General features: G+C 38.2%; 22 protein-coding genes. 15 read left to right on the forward strand and 7 right to left on the reverse strand.

Annotated features, from left to right (window positions below):
• Nucleotides 1-456: 456 nt before the first annotated feature.
• The 6 genes from QFZ28_RS13790 to QFZ28_RS13815 all read left to right on the forward strand — a co-directional run bounded on the left by QFZ28_RS13790 (nucleotide 457) and on the right by QFZ28_RS13815 (nucleotide 7,629).
• Complete coding sequence (locus QFZ28_RS13790) at nucleotides 457-1,377, forward strand: DUF1002 domain-containing protein (protein WP_373428071.1); 921 nt, start codon at nucleotides 457-459, stop codon at nucleotides 1,375-1,377.
• 288 nt (nucleotides 1,378-1,665) lie between these two features.
• Nucleotides 1,666-2,808 (forward strand): cell division protein FtsZ, encoded by a 1,143-nt coding sequence (gene ftsZ / locus QFZ28_RS13795; protein ID WP_307195157.1) that lies wholly within the window; start codon nucleotides 1,666-1,668, stop codon nucleotides 2,806-2,808.
• Nucleotides 2,809-2,965: 157 nt separating this feature from the next.
• Nucleotides 2,966-3,949 (forward strand): proline dehydrogenase family protein, encoded by a 984-nt coding sequence (locus tag QFZ28_RS13800; RefSeq protein ID WP_307195158.1) that lies wholly within the window; start codon nucleotides 2,966-2,968, stop codon nucleotides 3,947-3,949.
• 150 nt (nucleotides 3,950-4,099) lie between these two features.
• Nucleotides 4,100-5,092 carry a TAXI family TRAP transporter solute-binding subunit gene (locus QFZ28_RS13805; RefSeq protein WP_307195159.1) on the forward strand — a complete coding sequence of 331 codons (993 nt, stop codon included), beginning with the start codon at nucleotides 4,100-4,102 and terminating at the stop codon, nucleotides 5,090-5,092.
• A gap of 76 nt (nucleotides 5,093-5,168) precedes the next feature.
• A complete protein-coding gene (locus QFZ28_RS13810) occupies nucleotides 5,169-5,690 on the forward strand; it encodes a DUF1850 domain-containing protein (protein WP_307195160.1) in 522 nt (173 codons plus the stop codon).
• Complete coding sequence (locus QFZ28_RS13815) at nucleotides 5,677-7,629, forward strand: TRAP transporter permease (RefSeq protein ID WP_307195161.1); 1,953 nt, start codon at nucleotides 5,677-5,679, stop codon at nucleotides 7,627-7,629. The genes QFZ28_RS13810 and QFZ28_RS13815 overlap by 14 nt, the downstream gene beginning before the upstream one ends.
• A gap of 359 nt (nucleotides 7,630-7,988) precedes the next feature.
• On the opposite strand, the gene QFZ28_RS13820 is transcribed toward QFZ28_RS13815, so the two are convergent.
• On the reverse strand, nucleotides 7,989-8,399 hold the full coding sequence (locus tag QFZ28_RS13820) for a CHRD domain-containing protein (protein WP_307197029.1): 411 nt from the start codon (nucleotides 8,397-8,399) through the stop codon (nucleotides 7,989-7,991).
• Between the two features lie 253 nt (nucleotides 8,400-8,652).
• Here QFZ28_RS13820 and QFZ28_RS13825 point away from each other — a divergent pair, with 253 nt between their 5' ends.
• From QFZ28_RS13825 to QFZ28_RS13835, 3 genes are all read left to right on the forward strand, one after another.
• Nucleotides 8,653-9,225, forward strand: coding sequence for a DNA-3-methyladenine glycosylase I (locus tag QFZ28_RS13825; RefSeq protein WP_307195162.1), 573 nt, complete (start codon nucleotides 8,653-8,655; stop codon nucleotides 9,223-9,225).
• Nucleotides 9,226-9,556: 331 nt separating this feature from the next.
• On the forward strand, nucleotides 9,557-10,603 hold the full coding sequence (locus QFZ28_RS13830; protein WP_307195163.1) for a VanW family protein: 1,047 nt from the start codon (nucleotides 9,557-9,559) through the stop codon (nucleotides 10,601-10,603).
• A 163-nt stretch (nucleotides 10,604-10,766) separates the two neighbouring features.
• Nucleotides 10,767-11,645, forward strand: coding sequence for a DUF1259 domain-containing protein (locus QFZ28_RS13835; RefSeq protein ID WP_307195164.1), 879 nt, complete (start codon nucleotides 10,767-10,769; stop codon nucleotides 11,643-11,645).
• Between the two features lie 46 nt (nucleotides 11,646-11,691).
• Here the strand turns inward: QFZ28_RS13835 and QFZ28_RS13840 are convergent, their stop codons facing one another.
• From QFZ28_RS13840 to rluF, 4 genes are all read right to left on the reverse strand, one after another.
• Nucleotides 11,692-13,398 (reverse strand): hypothetical protein, encoded by a 1,707-nt coding sequence (locus QFZ28_RS13840; RefSeq protein ID WP_307195165.1) that lies wholly within the window; start codon nucleotides 13,396-13,398, stop codon nucleotides 11,692-11,694.
• A gap of 131 nt (nucleotides 13,399-13,529) precedes the next feature.
• On the reverse strand, nucleotides 13,530-13,991 hold the full coding sequence (locus tag QFZ28_RS13845; RefSeq protein WP_307195166.1) for a YndM family protein: 462 nt from the start codon (nucleotides 13,989-13,991) through the stop codon (nucleotides 13,530-13,532).
• Between the two features lie 131 nt (nucleotides 13,992-14,122).
• The gene (gene pepF / locus QFZ28_RS13850; RefSeq protein ID WP_307195167.1) at nucleotides 14,123-15,937 is read right to left on the reverse strand and encodes an oligoendopeptidase F; all 1,815 of its coding nucleotides are present in this window, start codon (nucleotides 15,935-15,937) and stop codon (nucleotides 14,123-14,125) included.
• Nucleotides 15,938-16,047: 110 nt separating this feature from the next.
• Complete coding sequence (gene rluF, locus QFZ28_RS13855; protein WP_307197030.1) at nucleotides 16,048-16,764, reverse strand: 23S rRNA pseudouridine(2604) synthase RluF; 717 nt, start codon at nucleotides 16,762-16,764, stop codon at nucleotides 16,048-16,050.
• Between the two features lie 190 nt (nucleotides 16,765-16,954).
• Between rluF and QFZ28_RS13860 the strand changes: the two genes are divergently transcribed.
• Nucleotides 16,955-17,833 carry a cation diffusion facilitator family transporter gene (locus tag QFZ28_RS13860; RefSeq protein ID WP_307197031.1) on the forward strand — a complete coding sequence of 293 codons (879 nt, stop codon included), beginning with the start codon at nucleotides 16,955-16,957 and terminating at the stop codon, nucleotides 17,831-17,833.
• A gap of 59 nt (nucleotides 17,834-17,892) precedes the next feature.
• Here the strand turns inward: QFZ28_RS13860 and QFZ28_RS13865 are convergent, their stop codons facing one another.
• The gene (locus QFZ28_RS13865; protein ID WP_307195168.1) at nucleotides 17,893-18,246 is read right to left on the reverse strand and encodes a hypothetical protein; all 354 of its coding nucleotides are present in this window, start codon (nucleotides 18,244-18,246) and stop codon (nucleotides 17,893-17,895) included.
• A 150-nt stretch (nucleotides 18,247-18,396) separates the two neighbouring features.
• Complete coding sequence (locus QFZ28_RS13870; protein ID WP_307195169.1) at nucleotides 18,397-19,332, reverse strand: TetR/AcrR family transcriptional regulator; 936 nt, start codon at nucleotides 19,330-19,332, stop codon at nucleotides 18,397-18,399.
• Nucleotides 19,333-19,506: 174 nt separating this feature from the next.
• Here QFZ28_RS13870 and QFZ28_RS13875 point away from each other — a divergent pair, with 174 nt between their 5' ends.
• The 5 genes from QFZ28_RS13875 to QFZ28_RS13895 all read left to right on the forward strand — a co-directional run bounded on the left by QFZ28_RS13875 (nucleotide 19,507) and on the right by QFZ28_RS13895 (nucleotide 25,513).
• A complete protein-coding gene (locus QFZ28_RS13875; protein ID WP_307195170.1) occupies nucleotides 19,507-21,039 on the forward strand; it encodes a DHA2 family efflux MFS transporter permease subunit in 1,533 nt (510 codons plus the stop codon).
• A gap of 120 nt (nucleotides 21,040-21,159) precedes the next feature.
• Complete coding sequence (locus tag QFZ28_RS13880) at nucleotides 21,160-21,633, forward strand: branched-chain amino acid aminotransferase (RefSeq protein WP_307195171.1); 474 nt, start codon at nucleotides 21,160-21,162, stop codon at nucleotides 21,631-21,633.
• Nucleotides 21,634-21,691: 58 nt separating this feature from the next.
• Entirely contained in the window at nucleotides 21,692-22,456 is a 765-nt protein-coding gene (locus tag QFZ28_RS13885) for a cobalamin-binding protein (RefSeq protein ID WP_307195172.1), read from the forward strand.
• Nucleotides 22,457-22,919: 463 nt separating this feature from the next.
• On the forward strand, nucleotides 22,920-23,597 hold the full coding sequence (locus QFZ28_RS13890; RefSeq protein WP_307195173.1) for an oxidoreductase: 678 nt from the start codon (nucleotides 22,920-22,922) through the stop codon (nucleotides 23,595-23,597).
• Nucleotides 23,598-24,148: 551 nt separating this feature from the next.
• Nucleotides 24,149-25,513: an NAD(P)-dependent oxidoreductase gene (locus tag QFZ28_RS13895; RefSeq protein WP_307195174.1), complete on the forward strand. Its 1,365-nt coding sequence runs from the start codon at nucleotides 24,149-24,151 to the stop codon at nucleotides 25,511-25,513.
• The last annotated feature ends 1 nt before the right edge of the window (nucleotide 25,514 follow it).

Genomic DNA, 25,514 nt, shown 5'->3' on the forward strand with positions numbered 1-25,514 from the left:
ACTAAATTTAATACTTTGAACTAAAATAGAAAAAGGAAAAAATTTTATAAATTGATAGAATGTTCTTCGGGGTGCTTTATTTTTTCAAAAGTTTATCTTGTTGAAACCTATTAACCTATTTATCCGTCTTTTAATTTAGGCTCTGTTATAACTGAATGTTGATTTCACTGTGTTTGAAATATAAACGGAAAAATTCCGGCTAAATTGGGAAATACCCATATTTCCTTAAAAATAAAGGAAGTTTTTCCGGTTATATTATCCAAATCTTTGGATTTTGTCTTATTTAGAGCAGTTAATCGGAAAATCTCCGCTTATATCTGCTTCTTAAGCTGCCTCTATATACATTAGCCGGAAATTATCCGCCTATGAGTTCTCATACCTACACGAAAATCAACAATGAATAATAATAGAGCCTTAATTTGAAGCAGCATAGAGATTTGATAAGGAGTGATTGATTTGAAGCATTTTTATAAGTTGACGGTATTTGCTATTATTCTGGCATTAATAGTATCTGTAAGTAGTACAAGCAAGGTGTTAGCTAATACGAACGGCAATACTGAAGAGAGTATCAATGAAAAGTTTGGGCTGCCCATCGTGGTTTACGGGGAAGCATTATCAGCTGCTCAAAAGGAAGAAGTGAGAGATCTTTTAAACGTAACGGACACAAGCAAAGTGAAAGAGATTACGGTTTCTGGAGAAGACTTAGATAAGTATATTAAAGGTGATGCACATTCTAATATGTATTCCTCTGCTAAAATCACTCGGAAGGATGCGGGTGAAGGACTTGTTATTAACCAGGTAACACCTGAAAATATTACAGAGGTTACTGATGAAATGTACGCAAACGCCCTGTTGACGGCTGGAATTCAAGATGCAGTTGTAGATGTAGCTTCTCCAGTAAAAGTTAGTGGACACTCTGCATTAGTAGGGATTTATAAGGCTTATGATGAAGGTGAAGGCGCAACGTTAGATTTAGAGCGTACAGAAGTTGCCAATGAGGAATTAAACCTGGCTACTGATTTAGCAAAAAAAGAAGGACTGAATCAGGATAAGGTAAGTGAACTGCTAACAGAAATCAAAAAGGAAATTGCTGAACAAAACCCTGCAACAAAAGAAGAAGTTGCAGCGATTATTGATGAAAAATTAAAGACGCTCGAAATCAGCTTAAGTCCTGAGGACCGTCAGCTATTACTAGACTTATTTGAAAAAATGAGAGACTTAAATATTAATTTCGATAATGTTAAATCACAGCTTGAAAACCTTACCCAGGATATTCAGCAGCGGATAGAAGAAGCAGTAGGCGACAAGAATTTTCTTCAGCAGGTAGCCGATTTTTTTAAAGAATTAATAGAAAGTATCAAGAGTATATTCTCGTAAGTCTAAGGCTCAGTCATTGAACTGAGCCTTTTTTTGTAATGAAATTTTAATGATAAAAAAAAGAGGAATAGCAACAGGACTATATAAAAATCCCCATTTTTTTGTTAAAATAGTATTTAAGGAAAAAGTTTCGACAAAATTCAATAAAAATCTGCTTTAGTTAGATTATAATAAATACTAGCGTAATAAATCTGCTAATAGCTTCAGATCTTAAAAATAAACATTTGAATTTTTTGAATTTTGAATAATGAGATAATGAATTTTTGCGGGAGCAGGAGGAAATTTGTCATGTGGGATTTTGAAATGGATATAGATCAAGTAGCTAGAATAAAAGTAATCGGTGTTGGCGGCGGCGGTAATAACGCTGTAAACCGTATGATTGAAGACGGTGTTCAAGGTGTTGAATTTATTGCGGTTAATACTGATGCTCAAGCACTTAAACTATCAAAAGCAGAAATTAAAATGCAAATCGGTGCAAACTTAACGAGAGGTTTAGGTGCTGGTGCCAATCCAGAGGTTGGCAGAAATGCAGTAGAGGAAAGCAGAAAGCAGATTCAAGAAGTTCTAAAGGGAGCAGATATGGTCTTTGTTACCGCTGGTATGGGCGGAGGCACAGGGACTGGAGCTGCACCGGCGATTGCCCAAATCTCCCGTGAGCTAGGTGCATTGACCATTGGTGTTGTGACACGTCCATTCGGATTTGAAGGCCGTAAACGTGCAACGAATGCAGCAGCTGGGATTGATTTAATGCGTGAAGCAGTAGATACATTGATTATCGTACCAAATGATCGTCTATTGCAAATCGTAGATAAAAAGACTCCTATGATTCAAGCTTTCCGTGAGGCAGATAACGTGCTCAGACAAGGTGTACAAGGGATTTCCGATTTAATTGCCGTACCTGGATTAATCAACCTCGATTTCGCAGACGTGAAAACGATTATGTCTAATCAAGGGACTGCCTTAATGGGTATAGGTATGGCGAAAGGTAAGGATCGGGCTGTGGAGGCTGCGAAGAAAGCTATTTCAAGTCCATTGTTAGAAACGTCTATTGATGGAGCTCAGGGTGTTCTGATGAACATCACTGGCGGCAGCAATTTAAGTCTATATGAAGTGCAAGAGGCTGCTGATATTGTTTCTTCTGCTGCTGACAAGGAATTAAACATGATTTTTGGTTCGATTATCAATGAAGACTTAAAAGATGAAATCATGATTACGGTCATTGCAACAGGATTTTCAGAAACAGAACTATCTGCTAAAAAGAACACAGTGAGTCCTTCACGGGATATTACTTCAAGACCACAAACTCAAGGTATCTCACGACGTGAACAGAATGTTCAGGAAGATTCTGCACCTGTTCAGGACAGACAAAGACAACATTCAGAAGATACGCTTGATATTCCTACGTTCCTGCGTAACCGTAATCGAAGATAATACCACCACTAGGGCTGCTGAGAACCATCTCGGCAGCCCTTTTTGGCTTCAAAAGTACAATTGATTCAATTTCGACAATATTTTAAAAACTATGAGGAGCAATTGAATCATTTATGCTAAAATAATAGTGAAATAACAACAGCAAGGAGAAATCGCTATGTTGAAAGATATTTTTATAGGCTTATCCCAAAATCAATTTTTAAATAATGCGGCTAAAAAGTATGGCTTAAAAATGGGTGCACAAAGTGTGGTTGCCGGTACCAATATTGATGAAGTAATCAAAAGTATTAAAGAACTCAATTCACACGGAATCTCTTGTACGGTTGATAACTTAGGCGAATTTGTCTTTAAAGAAGAAGAGGCAACAGACGCAAAAGAACAAATTCTGAATGTCATAGAAGCCATTCATGAGCATAAAGTGGATGCTCATATTTCATTAAAACCCACGCAATTAGGTTTGGATATCGAATACAGCTTTTGCTTAAGCAACTTAAGAGAAATCGTTGAACGAGCAAACAAATACGGTATTTTTGTAAACGTTGACATGGAAGACACCGGTCACCTACAGCCTACTTTTGATGTTTTGGATGACTTGTCTAAGGAATATGATAACGTTGGAACCGTTATACAGGCTTATTTACTTCGTGCTGATGAATACCTCGAAAAATATAAAAACTTCCGTATGCGGATTGTAAAAGGTGCTTATAAGGAGCCCGCTGAATACGCCTACCAAAATAAAAAAGATATCGACGCAAATTTTATTAAACTGATAGAATGGCATTTAGTAAACGGGAAATTCACTTCAATCGCAACTCATGATCATAATGTCATTAATCATGTAAAGGCATTTGTTAAAAAGAACAACATTCCAAATGAGCAGTTTGAGTTTCAAATGCTCTATGGTTTTAGAAAAGACATGCAGCTGCAGCTGGCTAAAGAAGGCTATAACTTCTGTACGTATGTACCTTTTGGAAATGACTGGTATGGCTATTTTATGAGACGGTTGGCAGAAAGACCGCAGAATTTAAATCTAGTCGCAAAACAAGTATTTAACAAGAAGACAAATACGATTATAGGTGTGGCTGCGGGTGCATTTTTGTTAGGTAGATTGACGAAGGATAATAAGAAAAAACGTAGATAAGTGGATTGAAAACTCCTTTCAAATGAAAGGGGTTTCTTTTTTTGTAATTGCTAGGTCTAAAGAACTATTCTTATTAAAATTGACAAGTTTGTACCTGATGGATAATAAGTATTGATTGATGGACGGCATTTTATAAAAGGGGGAAATTTAATGAATAAAAAGAGGTTGTATCTTCCTATGGTCATTCTCTTAACATTCTCTATGATTCTAGCAGCTTGCGGTAACAAAGAGGAGGGTGGAGGAAATCCGGCAAATGAAGAAAAGGAAAAGCCGCAATTTATTAGTATTCTAACGGGTGGTACCGGTGGAACGTATTATCCATTAGGCGGATCCTTTGCAGAAATTATTAAAGATGCAACGGGAATTGACGCAAATGCAGAAACAAGTGGCGCTTCAGCGGAAAATATGACCACCCTTAAGAATGGTGACGCTGAAATTGCCTTTTCTCAAACCGATATCGCTTCGTATGCTGCCGAGGGGAAATTAATGTTTGAAAACAACAAGGTTGATAATGTAATGGCGATTGCCACCTTATATCCAGAAACCATTCAAATTGTTACTACCAAAGAATCCGGAATTACATCGGTTGAAGATTTAAAAGGTAAAAAAGTTTCAGTAGGTGCACCTGGTTCCGGCACAGTTGCCAATGCTGAGCAAATTCTTGAAGTCCACGGCATGACATTTGATGATATTCAAAAACAAGATTTATCATTTGATGAGTCTACACAAGGGATTCAAGATGGTACGATTGACGCAGCTTTTGTAACAGCAGGGACGCCTACTGGTGCGGTTGAAAGTCTAGGTGCTACCGAGGATGTGGTTATTGTTCCAATTGAACAAGATAAAATTGATGCCATAATTGAAAAATATCCATTCTATGTAAAAGACGAGATACCTTCTGGAACATATGGTTTGGAGTCTGCTGTTACTACGGTAGCTGTTCAAGCAATGCTAGTGGCAAGCAGCGATCTTGCGGATGACGTTGTTTATGACATTACGAAAGCAATCTTTGAAAATCTTGATAAAGTGACTCATGCCAAAGGGAAATTAATCAAGGTCGAGAACGCATTAAACGGCGTCGGAATTGAAGTTCATTCTGGTGCCCAAAAATACTTTGATGAAAAAGGCGTAAAAGCACAGTAAAAGAATTAGTTTGTCAATGAATTGGCCGGCCGGAATAAAAGCCGGCCTCCTTTTTCCAAGAGAAAGGGAGGGGGAAATGCGTAGATTTCAATCTATCCAATATCTAGTAATCTTTTTTATTATCCTTATCATTTTAGCAATCATACCCTTCCAGAAAGCTATTGTCTTCCAGCCAAATCGCAGCAATGGAGAATTCGCCTATATTCCTGTAAATAACGAAACTCTTTTCGGAATCAAATACACCCATTCTATTCATTTATCAGATGTGGTAGAAAGCTATAAAATTACTCGCGGCGAGAGAATTCAACAATATGAGCTTATGTATGAAGATTTTGCCATCGGAATGCCTTCCAATGCTGAATATGGGGAAACCTTCGAACAAGTAAATGGCGCATATTACATCAAAAACATGAAACGGGATTTTCCTTTCTTTCACTTACGAATCGGACAGGTTCGTGCCAATCATACAGTGATTTTTAAAAATAAAGAATACCCGTTATCGCGTTCAATCAGACCTGGCACGTCTGTAAAGGTTGAAGTCCGTAAATTGAACTTTTTTAAGCAATGGAAAGGAGTGAATATCCTTGAGTCACTTTGAAGAAACACTGTCAGAGGCAAAGCAGCAGGAGCTTTTAGAGAAATATGATCCTGAAGCTGGAACACGAAAGCTAAAGGGACTTCCTCTTTGGATTGCATTCGGAGGTTTATTGGCCTTTTCTCTCTTTCATTTATATACTGGAATATTCGGGATGTTAACCGCTCAGCTGCAGCGTTCGATACATTTAGGTTTTGCGCTCGCACTCATTTTCTTGCTATTTCCTGCTCGAAAGAAAAATCGCGGAAAAGAGTTTAAGGTCGTTTGGTATGATATCATCCTTGCACTCGTTTCGGTCTTCGTTGGTGCTTATTGGCCGGTCATGATCGATGATTTGGTCCTACGTACAGGAAATATTACACAAATTGATTTCTTAGTTGGTCTCGCAGCCATTTTACTTGTGTTAGAGGCAACTAGGAGGACGGTTGGTCTGCCAATCACCATTATTGCCATTATTTTTATGGTTTACGCTGTTTTTGGACCGTATATGCCGAGTGCCATCGCACACCGAGGGTTAGAATTGGATCGGTTAGTCCAGACGATGTTCTTTACAACGGAAGGAATTTTGGGTACACCGATTGGCGTATCTTCGACATTCATCTTTCTCTTCTTATTATTTGGTTCCTTTTTAATTAAGACAGGAGTAGGTGAGTATTTTAACGATCTTTCGATTGCGATCGCCGGCAGGAGTGTGGGGGGACCTGCGAAGGTTGCGGTTTTTTCGAGCGCTTTACAGGGAACCATCAGCGGCAGTTCTGTTGCAAATGTCGTAACATCTGGAGCATTTACCATTCCCATGATGAAAAACCTCGGTTATAAAAAGGAGTTTGCAGGTGCAGTTGAGGCGGCGTCTTCCACAGGCGGGCAGTTAATGCCGCCGATTATGGGAGCGGCAGCGTTCTTAATGGTCGAATTTATCGGGGGTATTTCCTACTGGGAAATCGCAAAGGCAGCGGCAATACCGGCTGTTCTATATTTTACCGGTATTTGGATCATGACTCATTTTGAAGCAAAGCGAATTGGTCTTCGCGGGTTAACAAAGGAAGAAATGCCAAGCAAGAAAGAGGTCTTTGGTAAACTCTACTTATTAATTCCGATTATAGCGATTGTTCTTTTGTTAATGACTGGAATGAGTGTTATTCGCGCAGCATTATGGTCGATTGTCATTACTGTAGTTGTAAGTGCCATTAAAAAAGAAACAAGGATCGGATTTAAAGGAATTATTGAAGCTTTAGTAGAGGGGGCACGGTCCGCTTTAGGTGTTGCTGCAGCAACGGCTGCTGCAGGTATCATTGTCGGTGTCGTTACAAAAACAGGATTAGGATTAAAAATGGCAAACGGGCTTCTCGATATTGCAGGAGGAGCATTGCTGCCAACCTTGTTTTTGACGATGATTGCTTCCTTAATCTTGGGAATGGGTTCACCAACGACCGCTAATTATGTCATCACTTCAACGATTGCAGCACCTGCGATCATTTTGTTAGGAGTCCCTGATTTATCTGCTCACTTATTTGTGTTTTATTTTGGTATTGTGGCGGATATAACTCCACCTGTTGCTTTAGCTGCATTTGCCGCAGCGGCAATATCAGGCGGAGAGCCGTTTCGAACGGGCGTGGAGTCAACAAAGCTTGCGATATCTGCGTTTATCATACCATATATGTTTGTCTTATCACCGGAGTTACTGATGATAGATACCACTTGGACTTATCTCATTTGGGTTGTATCTACAGCCTTTATTGGCATGATAGCCATTAGTGCAGGAGTTATCGGTTTTTGGGTGCGAAAATTGAATTGGATGGAACGTATCGTTTCTCTTGGTGCAGGAATATGTTTAATTTATCCAGAAAATATCTCCGACATCGTCGGTTTAGTATTGTTTACGATCTTACTGGCTTTGCAATATTTTTATAAACGAGGTCAGATTCATAACGTGCAAAACTGAATGAAAGGTAAAAATTCGGGACTTCATTTTTGAAGTCCCGAGTTTTTGATTTCTTTCATTATTCTACTCTTTTAATTCTGCCTTGAAATTATAGAAATCGCCGTTTATGATAAATTTTTGTTTATTTGTAAAATAAATAAGAAGTCTTGAACCAGGGGGACACATGGCAGTAAATAAATTAGCTAAGACTTAACGACTAGATAAGGGAAATCGTACTTATGACGACTTCTCTTTTTTTATTTGGGGCAATGTTAGAATTGTCCTATCCAAACCTCCGTTACTTTACCGAATAATATTAGATTAGTATAAAATATGAACGGCCATCGTTTGATGGCTGTTTGCTATTATTCCTGTTTTAATTAGCAATGGTTGTGAAACTTTTTGATTTGTCCGCGGATTTCTCCGTCAGGATTTTGGACTGTATGGGCATTGACATATGTTTTACCATCTCTCATAAGTTCTATTAAATCTGAAAGTGATTGTCCCATTAGGGGACCAACAAGATCATCTGCTGTAATGATTCCTTCAACGACTCCTTTTTTTACACTTATACTAGGGTCAGCTGGACCAAATAGAAAGACGACAACAGGACCGTTTACACCTCTTCTCCCTAAATGAATATGAGCCTGAGTAAAATTATCAAGATTATTTACAGTTAGGCGATATCCAATCCTTCTTTCATCTCTGCTAACTTTAAATTTTGCAAACCCAAAAGCATCTGTTCGAACAGGCGGGACCTCCTCGGAACCTTCTAATATCGCAAAAAACAGTTGATTATTTTCCATATATATCCTCCAAAAAAACTTAATTTATGTATCATATTTTCTAGAGGATAAATTGCTTGTACGAATGTCCTAAGGCATTGAAACCATTGCATCTTCATAAAAATTTTTTCGCTGTTTTTATTTTAGATTTAAATTCGGTCGAATAATTTCGGCAGTTTTTTTATGTGTAATCATAGTGAATCAATTTCGTAAAAAAAGATAGGTTTGTTAAAATAAGAGTAATTAGGAGGAACGTACGATGAAAAGATGCGGCTGGGTAAATCAGGATCCACTTTATATCGATTATCATGATTATGAATGGGGCGTGCCGGTATATGATGATCGTTTGCTATTTGAATATTTGAACTTAGAGGGGGCACAAGCAGGCTTGAGCTGGTATACGATACTTAAAAAGAGAGAAAATTATCGTAAGGCATTTGATCATTTTGAACCTAGTATAATTATTTCCTATGATGAAAAGAAAATCGAAGAACTTTTACAAAATGAAGGAATTGTGCGAAATAAACTCAAAATCAATGCCGTCATGACAAATGCGAAGGCATTTTTGAAGGTGAAGGAAGAATTTGGTTCCTTTAGCACGTATATTTGGTCATTTGTTGATGGTAAGCCTATTATCCATCACTTTAAAGATTTATCAGAAGTTCCAGCTACGACGGATATAAGTGATAAATTAAGTAAGGATTTAAAAAAACGCGGCTTTAAATTTGTTGGCTCGACAATTTGTTATGCCTTTATGCAAGCAACAGGAATGGTAAATGATCATTTAGAATCATGCATTTGCTCCAAAAAAAACCAGGAAAAAAGCACATAAATCAGTCTGTTCTTTATAATGAATGGACTGTAAACGTTTGATATAATTTTATTATAAGTTATATTAACCCTTTACTCTGCTGATGTTATATAATATATTGTTCTTAATAGGGAACAAAAGTAAATTTTTTCAAATTGTTTTGAAACCAATTTGGATGAAGAACGTCTAATATGATGAATCCAATTTCAGGAAAATTTTTAGGAAATTTGCAGGAATTCTGTGTTGGAAAGCGAAATAGATTAGAAGAATGAGAGCAAAATCCTTTATCTGAATATTCGGAAGTGCTTCGTGAGGAATGACGAGATTTGGGGGAAAAGAGGAGAAGGTATAAATGTCTATACGGACCTGGGCGATTTCATTCATATTAGTTGGCAGTTTAATAGGGTTAGCAGGATGTGCGGAGAAAACAAACGGCGAGGAAGCTGAGCTGGAGCACAAAGTAACAGAACTCGAAAAGAAGCTTGAAGAGCAAAAAGCTGCAGAAGAAGCAGCAAGGAAAGCAGCGGCAGAAGCAGAAGCAAAACGTAAAGCTGAGGAAGAAGCTAAAAAGCCAAAAGTGGTTAATGTAGTGGATCCAATTTCAAAAAACATTATTAAAAGCCTCATTCCAGTCGATATGGGGTTTGGAACAGATAATGTAAAATATAAGAATGAGCTTGAGAATTGGGCTAAGGAGTTAGCAAGAGGAACAGATACCACTCCAGGTTATGACTCGAAAATGGTCCTCGATAAAATTGATGCCAATGGGCAAGTCATTAAAGGGAAACCAAGAGTCATTCTTGAAGAAGCAGAACTAGTGAATAAAATTATCGAAGCGTCAGTCAAGGGAGGAGATGTTGTTCTTCCAATCTATGTGACCGAAAGCGGCTATAAGCCTGAGGATGCTGCCAATTTATCCGAAGTGGTCGTAGCAACATATACAACGAAATTTAATCCTAGTATAACAGGAAGAAATAAAAACATTGAATTGTCTGCACAGGCAATTGATAATGTCATTGTTGGAACAGGAGATATTTTCTCTTTTAACCATACGGTCGGACCGAGTGACGAAGCACATGGATATCAGCCAGCCCAAGAAATCGTTAATAAGCAATTGGTCATGGGAATTGGCGGTGGTATTTGTCAAACCTCCTCTACCTTGTTTAATGCAGTTGACCAATTAGCTATCGAATATGTGGAATGGCACCATCATTCCTTGACAGTGGGGTATGTACCTGTAGGACGGGATGCAACGGTTTCATATGGCGGTAAAGATTTTCAATTTAAGAATACTGCTGGTGTGCCGTTATTGATTAAAGCCGTTTATAATCCGAATGGAACCTTAACCGTAGAAGTTAGGACATCTGCAGCATACCAAAGCTTACTTCAAAAAAGATAAGTTCATATGGAAAGACATGTGAGCAATCAATCACATGTCTTTTTTGCATATTAATGAAGCCTATTTCTGTGTGAACCCAAATAAACTAGGTCCCAGCCCTGTCCAATAGTAATGTACTGAATAGTTTATCCTGAGAGTACAATCTGTCAGGAGATGAATATTGATGCAAAATATGAATAATATGGAGCCTAGTGAACTGTGTCAGGAGTTCGCTAGAATACTTGGTGCAACACCTTCGGTAATCAATGGGGTATGTACAGCAACGAGGTCCAGGACGAATATCCATCCTGTGGTTTTAGGCCGTCGGGCTGAATCATTTATGTTTGTTCCACAGGCATTTTCTTTTGAAAATATAGGACGAGATGGCAGGGCATTATGTTTGGGAGAAACCGTTATCCTTCAAGATGAGATTAATCCTTTTATTACAAGGCTGCGCGAGGATGGAATTATTGTAACTGCCCTGCACAACCACTGGCTGTTTGAAGAGCCTCGTTTGATGTATATTCACTTTGAATCGATTGATGAGCCGCTAGACTTTGCTAGAAAGGTCGCAGATGCACTAGAGGTACTGACTACACGGAACATGGGTCGTTCAAGTAGAGTTCGACAGGCAACAAATAGAAGAGCAGAAGAACTATGCGAGGAGTTTCACGATATTCTTGGAGGCATGAGCACGTTCGAAAATGGTGTTTGCATGGTGATGAATTCGCGGACTAATATCATGGCGCGTATATTAGGGAGGAGAACCAGATCGTTTCTAGCATTACCGCAAATGTTTGTGTTTGAATCGCTTTCCTCGGACGGACGGGCTCTTTGTAGCGGGGAGACAGTGATTCTTCAAGAAGAACTGAATCCATTTATCAGTATTCTGCGTGAACATAATATTATCGTAACAGCATTCCACAATCACTGGCTTTTTGAGAATCCAAGGCTTATGTATATTCATTTTGAAAAAATCGACCGGCCACTCGATTTTGCAAGAGATGTCAGGGACGCATTATCTGTTCTAACAAAAAGAGAGATCCGACCTACTAACTCATAACATGAAAAACCACGATGATCGTTCCCAATCATCGTGGTTTTTCGATTTATTCTAAGCCTTCAATCGTGATTTCTTTGGCAGGCAGGAAGTCTTCATCCGTATCCAAATAGGTGACATTTACCTTATCTCCCTCTTTAAGATAAATGATCATTGGTTCCTTTTCAGAAGATAGGATATAACTTTTCTTATTGTCTAAAAGGAATGACACGACAGTGAAGTCTCCAGTCTTTTCTTTATAAACACGGAGAACAGTACCGGTTATCTCTTTTTCCTCCGCATTCGAACTGCCATCCACTGAACCGCCGCCTCGTTGGAGAGCGGTTTTATATTGTTTGAGAGCTTCGTTAGGAGTAACCCCAAACACGGAAATTTCCGGATTAGCGGCCGATACAATAAAATAATTCTGTAAGAACCCATTGGAATCCAGTACAGGAGTTAACCAGCTTGCTTCACCATAAAAGTTATAGATTACTGGCATTTCACCATGCCATTTCTTTTCAATAAATTTCTTTTCAATTATTTGCAGGGCTCCTTGTGAATCCATATAAGATTCTTCAGGGTTCCCCGTATAATAAGTCGCCTCTCCTGTACGGGAGTTGGTCAATGAGTAACCGAGCATGGAATCGACGCCTTCTTTAGGTGAGGTAAAGTCAGTGAAATAATACATAACTCCTTTTTGATCGAAAATAGGACTTACATTTGCCTCCGTTCCTTCGTCGGAAGGCAGTTTCACATCTGACTTTCCGAAGAGACTATTCCAAAATCCATGAACATAATTTCCAAAGTAGCTGTTTTGCAGGCTGACAATTTCAGGTGATACGGCACCATCAATAAACTTAGGAACATTCGCTAAAGTATATGACTTTGTGTCCCCATTTTCCGAATCTACTACAACAACACCGTGAACATCAAAGCCATTTCGCGCTGAAATAAATTGACCGTACGAGCGGATGTAATAAGGCTTCCCATCATCATCGATTTCTAATTGAACATCGCCATAGAAAATATGTTTCGGCAACTGCATACGAATATGTCGTTCAACATCTTTATTAAAATAGGAAGAAGGTGTATAAATCATTGCTGACTTGATAAACTTTGGATTATCAGAAGAATCAGTGGCACTTAACGTAAAGTAACCAGGTGTTTCTTTTCCTTTCCACCATTTGAAAAATCCAGAAAACTCAACAGGTGCGATATAGACGTAATCTCCATTTACTTTTTGAATTTGAAGATTACCCAACTCGTAATAGCTCGTGTTTGGCACTTGTCCAAACGCTTTTTTCATTTTATTGCGGGCAAATTCTGGTGGTACACTAGCAGGTGTTTCTTTTTCATCAAAAGTTTTAATTTCCACTTTTTGATCCATCTTAGCAATCTCATATTTTTCATCTGCGTTATAGAGAAAGGCTGTGAGAAAGTAAATCCCAAGGATTAGACTTGCCGCAAACAGCAGTGCTTTCACTTTCCTTTCCAGCCCAGTAGAAATGAGTACACCTAATGCAGTAATAATAATGGCAAGAACCCATAAGGACGATAGGTTTCGATCATAATTCGTAAAATAATAGTAAGCAAAAACAGAAGGAATCAAAATAACAATTAAAGTAATAATTGCTCCAGGAATGAACCTTTTAGCCCCGTTAGAACTCTTCTTATTACTTTTCTGGCCAGTGGACTTTTCATCTCTATATATCGGTATAAGAACAAGAGCAGAAACAATAGCAACAATCAAAGAAAATAAAAACATATTCCCCATAACCATTTCTCCTTTTTTAAGATATCTATTTTCAGAGTCCCTATTTATACGATTGTATAGGTATAAAGTTTCAATAAGTTTTAGCAATAAGAAAAGCTCCCTCTGAACATAATTCAGAGGGAGCTTGTACCTTATTGAGGCTTTTTGTTTTCTTCGTTTGAACTTCTTACATCTTGTCTGACTGGAGTCAGTTCTTCAGAAGCTTCTGTTTGGTATTGTAATTGCCTTGTTTGCTGTTGTCCGCCTTGATCTTTAAGAACATTATTTGCAACATATTTATGGAACATATATTCAAATAATGCAACACCAATAGCGGCAATTAAAGACATTGAAAAATGATTGTCTCCGTAGGTTAGGCTTCTGCTCATCAACCATATGATGAGAAATGCTAAGCCAAAATCTGCAATGGTTGCTACAGTATTATTGGTTCTAGGTAAAATTAGCAGATCTCCGATAAGATAGGCCGCCACACCAAGAACAAGTGTGATAAGAAAGATGTTGCCAAATGACATGTCATAAAGTAAACCGAGGATAAGCGACAAAAGGACAAGACTTGAAACAAATTTAATTGCCATTGCTTTTACGTGTTTCATTCTTTCCACCTCCTTTGAAAATTATTGTGTATAATTTTTTAATTATTATTCATTACAGTCGTTTCCAGCTTCTTTTGGAAGAAATCAAAAAAAGTGCCGGGCACCGCAATTAGCGGTACCTGGCACTTTTATTACTCGTATGATTTTACTAATTCATCAATTAGTGAACCGACAAAAGCTACTGCTTTACAGACTGGCTCTGGGGTCGACATATCTACACCAGCATGTTTCAAAAGCTCGAGTGGTTTCATGGTTCCACCAGCACGCAGGACTTCCAGCCAGCGGTCAACAACAGGCTGACCTTCTTCCTGGATTAATTGTGCCACTACAGTAGAGGCAGTCAATCCAGCGGAGTAGGTGTAAGGATATAAGCCCATGTAATAATGTGGCTGGCGCATCCAAGTCAGGCTTGCACCTTCATCGATTTCCACCGTATCTCCCCAGAATTCAGTAAGTACTTCTCTGGTCACTTCAGATAAAGTATTAGCAGTGAGGGCTTTTCCGTCTTCTGCTAACGCATACACTCTGCGTTGATATTCAGCCTCTAGTAAATGAGTGACAAAATTATGATAATACGTTCCTAATATCTGAAGCACTACCCAGCAATGCATTTGTTTGTCGTTATTATTTGCTAAAAGGTGCTGTCCTAATAAAAGCTCGTTCATCGTAGATGGAGCTTCAATAAAATACAAAGAAGGGCGAACATTCATGATTCTTTGATTTTTATTAGCCAGATAAAAATGTCCTGCATGACCGAATTCATGTGCAAGGGTGAAGCAGCCACGCATATTATCCTGCCATGTAACTAAAATGTATGGGTGTGCACCATAAGGGCTAGAACAGAAGGCACCTGTGGATTTACCGATATTATCTGCAAGATCCACCCATCGCTCTTTAAAGCCTTTTTCAATGATTTCGGTATACTCTGTGCCCATTACCTTCAATGATTCCAAGATAAGGTGACTTGCTTCTTGATAGGTTGTTTCAGGATTAAAATCAGGATCTAATGGTGCTTTTAAATCACAAAACTTCATGACATCAAGGTCTAAAGCCTTTTTCTTTAGCTGAGCAAACCGGCGCATGTGAGGGGCAAGCTCTTTAAAAATAATATCAATTTGGTTGTTGTACATTTCAAGTGTTACTTGCTGTGGTTCTAAAAGCATTTGTTCAACTGACTGATAGTTTCGTAATCGAGAAAGTGTTACTTGCTTTTTTACTTCAGTAGAATAGGCTGCTGCAATCGTATTTTTGTATTGTTTTAGCGTTGAAACGAATGAATCATATGCTTTTCTGCGCGTTTCTGTATCGGCAGAAAATTCATAGCGGTTTTCAAAAAGAGCAAAAGAAACAGGTAATTCATGCCCTTCACTATCCGTGATAGGGGCATAGTCCATGTCTGCTAATTTAGCCATGTTATAAATGGTATAAGGGGCACCATGTACCTCTCCTAAAGCGGCTAATACTTCTTCTGTTTCTGGTGAAAGTCGATGTTTTTTCGTTTCAAGCAGCTCGACTAAATCTTTTCGGAAAGGTTGAAGCTCTGAATTCTCTTGAAGATATTTTTCAATCGTTCCTTCTTCAAGTGAAAGGATTTCAGAATGAATAAATGATAATGCAGATGTCATCTTTGTCCTTAGTGTTGCTAATTTGGCAGAATTAGCCTGATTATCAGGATCAGTTCCATCAGCGGATTGCTTTAAGCTTGCATAGGTCGCTGCTTTGACCATTTTCATTAATAGGTGTTCTTGAGCCATCAAGCATGCTGATAACTCTTTTGAACTAATATGTAACGTGCCTTTAAAGTGCTCAATCTTTGTGGTATCATTTTCAATCACTGCAAGTTCTGCTTCCCATGCCTGATCTGACACAAATAAATCATCAAGTTTCCATGTTAAATCCTCTGGAACCTCTGAGCGGGTAAGCCGCTTTTCAACCGTTTTTTTCATTTAACTTCTCCTCCTCAAAACCTTCGAGTTCCTAAGTAATATCATATATTATGTGAATATTAAAGCAAATAAAAAATGAGTCGAAGTTTTTACGTTTCGACTCATTCTATTCACCATTCTCTAGGTTCATAATTAAGATCACTAAATAATTGCTGCTTTTCTTTTTTCGTTAGATCTCTCCATTGACCAACAGGGAGGTTGCCTAAGTGAATATTCATAATCCGAATTCGCTGAAGACGGACAACGGAATATCCGAGAGCCGAGCACATCCGACGAATTTGCCGATTCAACCCTTGCGTTAAAATAATTTTAAACACAAACTTTGACAGTTGTTCCACTTTACATGGGAGTGTTTTCGTATCTAAAATTCTAACTCCTGCTGACATGTTTTTCAAAAACTCAGAAGTAATCGGCTTATCTACTGTTACGATATATTCTTTTTCATGTTTATTCTCAGCACGCAGTATTTCGTTGACGATATCTCCGTCATTGGTTAAGAGGATTAACCCGTCTGAATCTTTATCTAATCTTCCAATGTTAAAAATTCGAAGAGGGTGGTTCACTAAGTCAATGATATTACCTTTGATATGTCGTTCTGTTGTGCTTGTAATCCCTACAGGTTTATTTAAGGCAATATAAACATAATTTTTGGCGACCCTAATGGTTTCACCGTTGACACGAACCACATCTCCAGGCTCAACCTGACTTCCAACCTTTGCAATTTTTCCGTTAATCGTAACTCTACCTTCTTCTATCCATTTATCCGCTCCGCGCCTAGATGTTTTTCCAGACTCGGAAATAAATTTATTTAATCGCAGGTTAAACACATCCTTAATTTCGTTCAATATGTTCTTAGAATACTTAACTGGCAGCTTAATTTCAAGGTTGAACTTACTTGGTTTTTACCTAGAGCAACTCTTTTTCGTATTTCTTATAAAGTTCGAGCAGGGGAAAAAGGTTTCTCTAGACCCACTAGATGTTTTTGTTCAATAATATAGAAGAGATAAGAAGTGGGTGATGAAAATGTTAGAAGAACAAGGATTTTTGGATTTAAAAAGAGGAGAGCGCGGTGCTATTATTAGTATTATTGCCTACATTTGTTTGTCAGCATTAAAACTAGCAGTTGGATATATAGCAAATTCCGAGGCATTGAAAGCAGACGGTTTAAATAATGTAACAGATATCATTGCGTCAGTGGCAGTTCTTATAGGTCTAAAATTATCTCAAAGACCGGCAGATGATGATCATCCATACGGTCACTGGAAAGCAGAAACCGTAGCTTCCATGGTTGCCTCCTTTATCATGGCAGCCGTGGGTCTGAAGGTTGCATACGAAGCAATCATTAGTATTTTTTATGTACAAACAGGATCTCCAGATGTTATCTCTGCCTGGACAGGGCTTTTTTGTGCGTTCGTGATGTACTTGGTTTATCGGTATAATAAAAAACTAGCAATGGAAATTAACAGTCAATCTGTCATGGCGGCAGCAAAGGATAATCTCTCAGATGCCTGGGTAAGTGTAGGTACTTTTATCGGTATCATCGGTGCACAGTTTGGACTCCCTTGGCTTGATCCTTTAGCAGCAGTACTTGTTGGACTCCTCATTTGTAAAACAGCATGGGACATTTTTAAAGAAGCATCACTCTATTTAACGGATGGATTTGACGAAAAGCAAATCGATATTTATAAAGATACTATCCATCAATGTCATGGCGTTAAAGGTGTTAAAGAAATAAAAGCGAGGAATTACGGTAACAACATCGTCGTGGACGTCGTCATACTGGTTAATTCGACATTAGATGTGAAAAAGGCTCATGATATTGCCACAACAGTGGAAGAGGAGTTAATGAGGACACATAAGGTTTATGACGTACATGTTCACGTAGAACCTAAGTAAGACGATACATAAAAAACAAAAAGGATGGAGCTTTTATGCTTCATCCTTGCTTAAACTCTCTAGTAATTTCTCCTGCGCATTTTATATACCAGCATATTATTGCCATCCCAGCCTCTTGTGATAATGAAATTACCACTTATCGTTTCATATAGTTTTACGCTGCTAGGATTTGATTCATCCCGTTTTTCTTTCGGGGTATGATCGGTTGCCACGTTTTCGATAGTGTTATCGGCTGCAACTTCTTCGATGGTATTATTGGCTGCCACGTCTTCAATCGTGATTGTCGGGCTTTTTTCTGTATCTACGCTTAGAGAATCCCTGTGCTTTGGTCTATGACCCCAGAACTTGGAAGAATCAAATATTGATCTTTTTTCCTCCAATAGTTGTTTCTTGTCTGCCGTGAAATCTCTCATTGTTTGCACCTCCTGTAGCGTTATAAAGCAGTAAGCCACTGCTCCTCCTTAGTAAAACAATCCATTGTTTTTACTAATTTACGTATAACTACCTAGAAATGCATGGGCAAATGCTCAGTCGATAAAATTCTCATAAGCCAAATGTCTATTTTAGTGTTCTTCTTCGTTTTCCTCCAATTGTTGAAAGAAGGCAGTTATGAGTTCGTTAAGCTGTAGTAACTCTTTTTCCCAGATACCTGCAGGGTTATTTTGCAGTGTTTGGAGGGTGCTTTCGATTAGGAATTTTCTTGGTGCACGAGTATGCATGATTTCTTCTTGGATAAAATCTATCAGTTCGTGATATTTTTCCTGGTCTTTTTTATCTTGAAAGTGTTTTGAGATGCAATTTCTCATAGCACTGACGATTTTATAAAATTGAACGATTAATTCATGATTATTCTTCTGAAGCCCAGGGAGCCATTTTTCTAAAAGCTCAGGGTCGTGCAATTGTTCATCCGCTACCGCTACTTCGTTCACCATATTAACTAAACGATTCACACTATATCTGACAACATAACTAATTTTCTCATTTGAATCGGTTGCCAAGCGATTGTATTGGAGGTTGTTCTGCAGGAGTCCCTGAAACATAATCGCACAATCTAATAAATATGGTTTATTTTTTTCACCGAAAATATCGATAAATCTGCTAAACATCCATCTAAGTGAACGTAATCGTGCAACGCGGATAAATTGTTTCAGGTCAGCGTCATTTGTAGAAATAACTTCCTCATATAAAGTAATTAACTTATTTTTTCTAGTAGAGATCATTTGCATTTCTAATTGTTTAATAAAGACCTCGATATCTGAAGGGCTTTTCCCAATTAATAAATCGTTTCGCTCCTTTTGGAGTTGCTTATAAATTGTTTTATAAATAGCAATTAACAGCTCACTCTTTGATGAAAAATATTTGTAAAAGGTTCCTTTTGAGATACCGCTAAAATCTAAAATATCCTGAATCGATGTCGCTTGAAAACCTTTTTCAATAAATAACTGATGGGCCTTATTAATGACATGCTGTTTTCGATCATTCATTTTATCACCTATCATCTGAAGTATACTACCTGTATAAAAATATACTACATTATAAGTCTCGGCTTTACAAACCTATAATTTAACGGGAATTTTTTGATTGCAAAAAATGAACTATCGGTATATTATTAATAAAGTATGAAATAGCGGTATAAAAAAATGAACAATGAGTTTATACAGGGGGTATAGAACATGGAACAGATAAAAAATGAAACGAAACGCCCCCCATACGGGATTATCTCAATCCTGATGATTGGGGCTTTTATTGCTTTTTTAAATAACACTTTACTAAATATTGCACTGCCATCTATTATGGCTGATTTAAAAGTTGACGCGTCAACTGTGCAATGGTTAACTACTGGATTTATGCTAGTGAATGGGGTATTAATTCCTACAACTGCTTTCTTGATCCAAAAATATTCGGTCCGCAAGCTTTTCCTAGTAGCCATGGGCTTGTTTACAGCAGGAACCATTCTGGCAGGGTTTGCCCATTTGTTCCCAATGTTATTAGCAGGCAGGATGACCCAAGCAGCAGGTTCAGCAATCCTAATGCCGTTATTAATGAATGTTATGCTAGTCAGCTTCCCAATTGAAAAAAGAGGAGCAGCCATGGGTATTTTTGGATTAGTTTTAATGGGGGCGCCAGCAATTGGCCCAACATTATCTGGTTGGTTAATTGAACATTATGACTGGAGAATGCTGTTCCACTTTGTAACACCCATTGCAGCGATTATCCTATTAATCGGTTTCTTCTTATTAAAAGATAAAAAAGAAAAAGTTGATATTCGACTTGATTTCTTATCTGTTTTACTAACAAGCGTGGGCTTTGGCGGTTTGCTTTATGGGTTCAGTTCAGCAGGAAAACAAGGCTGGGACAGTCCACAGGTTTATTTGACAATTACTATTGGTGCAATATCATTGCTTATTTCCATCTTACGTCAACTAAAACAAGATAAGCCGATGCTTAATTATAGAATCTTTAAGTACCCTATGTTTGCTTTATCGTCTGTAATCTCTATGGTGCTTACGATGGCTATGTTTTCGGGGATGCTTTTGCTGCCGATTTATGTTCAAACGGTACGCGGCATATCTCCATTTGACGCAGGCCTAATGATGCTGCCTGGTGCAATCATTATGGCACTTATGTCACCTGTTACAGGTAAACTTTTCGATAAATTTGGCGGACGTCTTTTAGCAATTATTGGCTTAGGAATCACGGTGATAACCAGTTATCTGTTTAGCCAATTAACACTTGAGACAACGTATACTCAATTACTGCTTTTATTCTCAGTCCGAATGTTGGGGATGTCGATGGTCATGATGCCAGTTTCTACGAATGGTTTAAACCAATTACCTGCGCGTTTCTATCCACACGGTACTGCTATGAACAACACGCTTCAGCAAGTATCTGGAGCAATCGGAACGGCCCTTTTGGTAACCGTGATGTCAAACCGTGCAGAGTCAAAGGCAAAAGAGCTTGGTGAAGCAGCAATGGCAAACTTGACTGAACAGCCAACACAAGAAGCTTTAGCTCAAATGGAGCAGCAAATCATGATGAGCGCAACATTAGACGGTATTAATTTTGCATTTTTCGTATCCGTATTTATTGCTTTAGTTGCACTAGTCCTTGCCTTCTTCATGAAACGTGTGAAGCAAGCAGAAGATAAATTAGATGAGAACCCTGTTGGAAAAAAAGTAGTAAATAATAAACTTGTAGAAAATTAATGTGAATCTAGACGCCTAAACTCTTTTTGAGTCTAGGTGTTTTTTATAGTAAAAATTTGCTTTTTTAATTGCGATAACTCTATAGTAATAGTGGGAATTTTTTAAATAGGAGGTTTTAAAATGGAAATCAACTCGAACTCAAGTTTTAATGAAGCCTATATCGAACGTTGCAGCAAGGAAACAGAAACGATGATTGCTAACGAGTCGTCGAGTTTTTTAACCAAGCCAATTACATATTTAAAAGAACACAAAAGTGAATTTATTTATGTAGAGTCTGCTTTGTTTCAAGAAATCGGTGTCGAAGGTGTGTCGCTCGAGGTTGATGATGTATTCGGAACCTATGATGTCATGTTGGGTTTAAAGCTTCAGAAGAAGTTTGAAAAAGTATTAAAGGAACATCTTAATAACTCTTTACAGGGGGATGAAGCAAAATTTGATTTAGTGTTTAGCCATGATGATGGTTTATGGGATTTGAACTTCGCCTTAGATTACATAGAGGGATATAGAGAAAATCTATCCATACATGAGTCCCTTCAATTAATTCACCAGTTTTTATCTGCTTTAGTACATACCATTAAACAAACAACCAGCTGAAATATGCTGGTTGTTTGTTTGTATCTGCGTTAACATAATAGTAAGGGAGGGAGATTTTTTGAGAGTTATATCATTGTGCCCAAGTAATACTGAAATAATGGAATACTTAGGTTTGTCTCATCTTTTAGTGGGAGTGGACGATTATTCAGATTGGCCCGCGTCTATTTCCAAGCTTCCAAAATTAGGACCTGATTTATCAATAAATATGGATCTTGTTGAACGACTGAAGCCAGACCTTGTCCTTGCTTCTTTGAGTGTTCCAGGGATGGAAAAGAATGTTGAAGCGTTAGTAGAGCGCGGCATCCATCACATCGTTTTAAATCCCCAGTCTTTGACGGACATTGAGGAGGATTTAATCAAGACTGCTGAGGCTCTGAATCAAGCCGAACGCGGGAAGGCAGCAGCAAAAGCATTTCGAGATAGGCTTCATGCAGTCAAACAACAAGGATTAAAAGTAAACAAAAAGCCTTCTCTTTATTGGGAGTGGTGGCCAAAACCGATTTTTACTCCAGGTAAAATCAATTGGCTTACCGAAATCTCTGAAGCAGCGGGTGCCATCAATGCCTTCGGTGATGTGGAATTAGCCAGCGTTCAGACAGATTGGGAGGACGTCCTGAGAAGAAAACCTGATTTTATCTGCCTTGCTTGGGTAGGAGTAAGAAAGGAAAAAGTTCAGAAAAATAATGTTACTAAACGTCCAGGATATGAAACGCTTAGGTTTATTGACGATAGCAGAATCCTTATCCTTGAAGAAGAACTATACTGCCGTCCATCCCCAAGGCTGTTGGATGGTCTAGAAAAACTATTTACCTTAATTCATTAAATGAAAAACGCTTGGATCTTGTATTAAAGGGTTCCGTTTTGAGGTGCTTTTCTTAAAATACGTCCCGAAATGACAGTGGTATTGGCTGTCTTGTCCTTAATCGAGTAACCAGCTTAAGTAAAATAAGCGGAAATTTTCCGGTTAAATGCAAAATGGAGCGGATTCGGGGTAATAAGGGGAGGTTTTCCGCTTATACAAAGAAAAATCTCGCATTTGCGAACTTTTTGAGTAAATAGGCGGAATCTCTCCGTCTATTAAAGCTTTTTTTAATAATAATTACTAATTTAGCGGAATTTTTCCGCCTATTTATCAGCACGGGTGCTTAGCCTGATCCCACAACCGATAACAATGATATAACATTTATTTTAAAAAACATTTTCCTTGCCATTTTTTATTGGAACCTTTTGTGCATGGTATAATTTCCTTATGTGATTGCTTAATGTTGAGAGGGGCTTTTAAAATAATGGGTGTAAATAAAAAAACGGCACTTGTGCTCGGGGCTACAGGCCTAATTGGAAAAGCATTAGTCAAAACACTAAGTGAAAATGGGTACTATCAAAAAGTACATTTGTTGGTTCGCAGACCGATTGAAATTGAATCTGATATATGTGAAGTACATATCGTTGATTTTGATGAACTACATAAATACCATGAGTTATTTCAAGTTACAGATGTCTTCTGTTGCTTAGGCACAACGATAAAAGCAGCAAAGACAAAAGAAGCATTTCGTAAAGTAGATTACGAATATCCCATTGAGGCTGCCAAACTAGCAAAGGAAAACGGCACAGAAAAGTATCTCATTGTCAGTTCTATGGGTGCTGACACCAAGTCATTATTCTTTTATAGTCGAGTAAAGGGAGAGGTGGAGGAAACTCTGTCTAATTTAGACATACCGTCACTCCATATTTTCAGACCTTCATTATTGTTAGGAAAGCGGGAAGAGTTTCGATTGGGTGAAAAACTTGCTGAAAAAGCTAGTGGTGTATTGAACAAGATCATGATAGGTCCTATGCGTCCATACCGAGGGATACAAGCAAGAAAAGTTGCTGCCGCGATGGCCGTTGTCGCACAGTCCAATAAAAAGGGAAAACATATCTATCTTTCACATGAAATAGATTCTATGGTCGGGTTCTCAGTATAGAATAAGCTTTAAGCTACTTTAAGACACCAAGCAAAATGGATCAATTTGCTGATTGTAAAAAAGCTAATCAATAATATCAATCGTAAGTGTACCCATTAGGTGCACTTTTTTGTCTTCGTTAATGTTCGGCAATTAATTCACTAATGTCGAGAACTTATTTGTTAGATTAACTGTCAATTTTTTAACTTAACTCTATTTTATATGTAAATATATTGGTTTTTCCGCAAAATGTAAATGAATACAAATCAATAGCAGGTTCGATGTGATTTTACAAAATTTTCTGTTCATATGTGATAAATTGGTAAAAGAGTAACATTGGTACAAGAATAACTCCCATTTATCAGCTACACTATTCATCGCAAATTTCCCTTCAAAACATCATCTAGTATTAAGAATCACCGTTCATGTTTCTCTTGAGTCTGGTTTTCTATTAGTAGAATACGAGCATCATTTTACGGTTTCCAAAACAAAATATATTTTTTGTGGTCTGTAAAATTATAAATAGATGCAGAATTTTTAGTAAAACCACTTTTAAAAAGGAGGGCTTTTTATTGGAAAAAACACAGCGAATTTCCACTGCCAATCTGGAACGAAACTTTCAGGAAGTGGAACGTCCACTTACAAATCAAGAAGCGTTGGAAGAATCGAATCGCTGTCTTTATTGCTATGATGCCCCTTGTATTAAGGCATGCCCCACAGGTATCGATATTCCAACTTTTATAAAAAAAATTGCCTCAGGAAATTTACTTGGCTCCGCGAAAACGATCATGTCTTCTAATCCGGTTGGTGCAAGTTGCTCTAGAGTATGTCCAACAGAGGAGCTGTGTGAAGGAGCATGTGTCTTAAACCATGCCACAAAACCCATTATGATTGGAAACCTCCAGAGATATGCGACAGATTGGGCCATCAAAAATGAACAAACGATGTTTGAGCCAGGAATGCCAAATGGTAAATCTGTTGCTGTAGTGGGTGGGGGACCGGCGGGACTTTCAGCAGCCAGAGAATTAGCTCGTTTTGGATATGAAGTAACAATTTTTGAAGCGGCCGAAAAAGCGGGTGGATTAAATACCTACGGAATTGTCTCTTTCCGACTTCCTCAATCCATCTCCTATTGGGAAGTGGAACAGGTTGAAAAGCTTAATGTAACCATCAAAACCAATACAAGAGTTGGTAAAGATGTGCCCGTAAAGGATTTGCTTGAAGATTTTGATTGCATTATTTTAGCCGTTGGCATGGCACATGTTCCTCATTTAGGTATCGAAGGTGAAAACCTCAAGGGAGTCTACGATGCCATTGAGTTTGTAAAGGGAACAAAAAGCGGAAAATTATCTAAGGATTTTGTTGGGAAGCGTGCCGTTGTCATCGGTGCAGGAAATACAGCCATTGATGGTGCAACTTGTTCAGTACGTTTAGGTGCAGAAAATGTAAAAATCCTTTACCGACGAACAGAAGAAGAAATGACCGCCTATGATTTTGAATATGAATTTGCCAAACAAGACGGTGTTGAGTTTCGCTGGTTAACAGCACCTAAAAAAATTATTGGAAATGAACAAGGAAAGGTAACCGGGATAGAATGCATCAAAATGAATCTTGATGAGTCAGATCAGGATGGGCGCAGAAGACCTTATCCGGTTGAGGGATCTGAATATGTTCTTCCGGTGGATGCAGTTATAAAAGCGATTGGCCAAACTAGGCATTTGGAGTTAATTGAGGCACTAGAATTACAGCATGATAGTGGTGTAGTGCAAGTAAATAAAGAAACCTATCAAACATCCAATCCAAAAATATATGCTTGTGGTGATGTTGTTTTCGGAAAAGGCAATGGCGACGCAATGGTGGTTACAGCTGCACAACAAGGGAAACTCGCAGCATATAGCATCCACAAACAATTCTCAGCTTCTGGTATAGTCCAATAAT

It is taken from the genome of Neobacillus niacini (genome assembly GCF_030817695.1).
GTDB lineage: Bacteria > Bacillota > Bacilli > Bacillales > Cytobacillaceae > Neobacillus > Neobacillus niacini_F.

What these genes read in the sequence shown, in the direction of transcription:
- ftsZ (WP_307195157.1), top strand. Translation starts at nt 1,666, where the DNA reads ATGTGGGATTTTGAAATGGATATAGATCAAGTAGCTAGAATAAAAGTA.
- QFZ28_RS13800 (WP_307195158.1), top strand. Translation starts at nt 2,966, where the DNA reads ATGTTGAAAGATATTTTTATAGGCTTATCCCAAAATCAATTTTTAAAT.
- QFZ28_RS13805 (WP_307195159.1), top strand. Translation starts at nt 4,100, where the DNA reads ATGAATAAAAAGAGGTTGTATCTTCCTATGGTCATTCTCTTAACATTC.
- QFZ28_RS13810 (WP_307195160.1), top strand. Translation starts at nt 5,169, where the DNA reads ATGCGTAGATTTCAATCTATCCAATATCTAGTAATCTTTTTTATTATC.
- QFZ28_RS13825 (WP_307195162.1), top strand. Translation starts at nt 8,653, where the DNA reads ATGAAAAGATGCGGCTGGGTAAATCAGGATCCACTTTATATCGATTAT.
- QFZ28_RS13830 (WP_307195163.1), top strand. Translation starts at nt 9,557, where the DNA reads ATGTCTATACGGACCTGGGCGATTTCATTCATATTAGTTGGCAGTTTA.
- QFZ28_RS13835 (WP_307195164.1), top strand. Translation starts at nt 10,767, where the DNA reads ATGCAAAATATGAATAATATGGAGCCTAGTGAACTGTGTCAGGAGTTC.
- QFZ28_RS13840 (WP_307195165.1), bottom strand. Translation starts at nt 13,398, where the DNA reads ATGGGGAATATGTTTTTATTTTCTTTGATTGTTGCTATTGTTTCTGCT.
- QFZ28_RS13845 (WP_307195166.1), bottom strand. Translation starts at nt 13,991, where the DNA reads ATGAAACACGTAAAAGCAATGGCAATTAAATTTGTTTCAAGTCTTGTC.
- pepF (WP_307195167.1), bottom strand. Translation starts at nt 15,937, where the DNA reads ATGAAAAAAACGGTTGAAAAGCGGCTTACCCGCTCAGAGGTTCCAGAG.
- QFZ28_RS13860 (WP_307197031.1), top strand. Translation starts at nt 16,955, where the DNA reads ATGAAAATGTTAGAAGAACAAGGATTTTTGGATTTAAAAAGAGGAGAG.
- QFZ28_RS13865 (WP_307195168.1), bottom strand. Translation starts at nt 18,246, where the DNA reads ATGAGAGATTTCACGGCAGACAAGAAACAACTATTGGAGGAAAAAAGA.
- QFZ28_RS13870 (WP_307195169.1), bottom strand. Translation starts at nt 19,332, where the DNA reads ATGATAGGTGATAAAATGAATGATCGAAAACAGCATGTCATTAATAAG.
- QFZ28_RS13875 (WP_307195170.1), top strand. Translation starts at nt 19,507, where the DNA reads ATGGAACAGATAAAAAATGAAACGAAACGCCCCCCATACGGGATTATC.
- QFZ28_RS13880 (WP_307195171.1), top strand. Translation starts at nt 21,160, where the DNA reads ATGGAAATCAACTCGAACTCAAGTTTTAATGAAGCCTATATCGAACGT.
- QFZ28_RS13890 (WP_307195173.1), top strand. Translation starts at nt 22,920, where the DNA reads ATGGGTGTAAATAAAAAAACGGCACTTGTGCTCGGGGCTACAGGCCTA.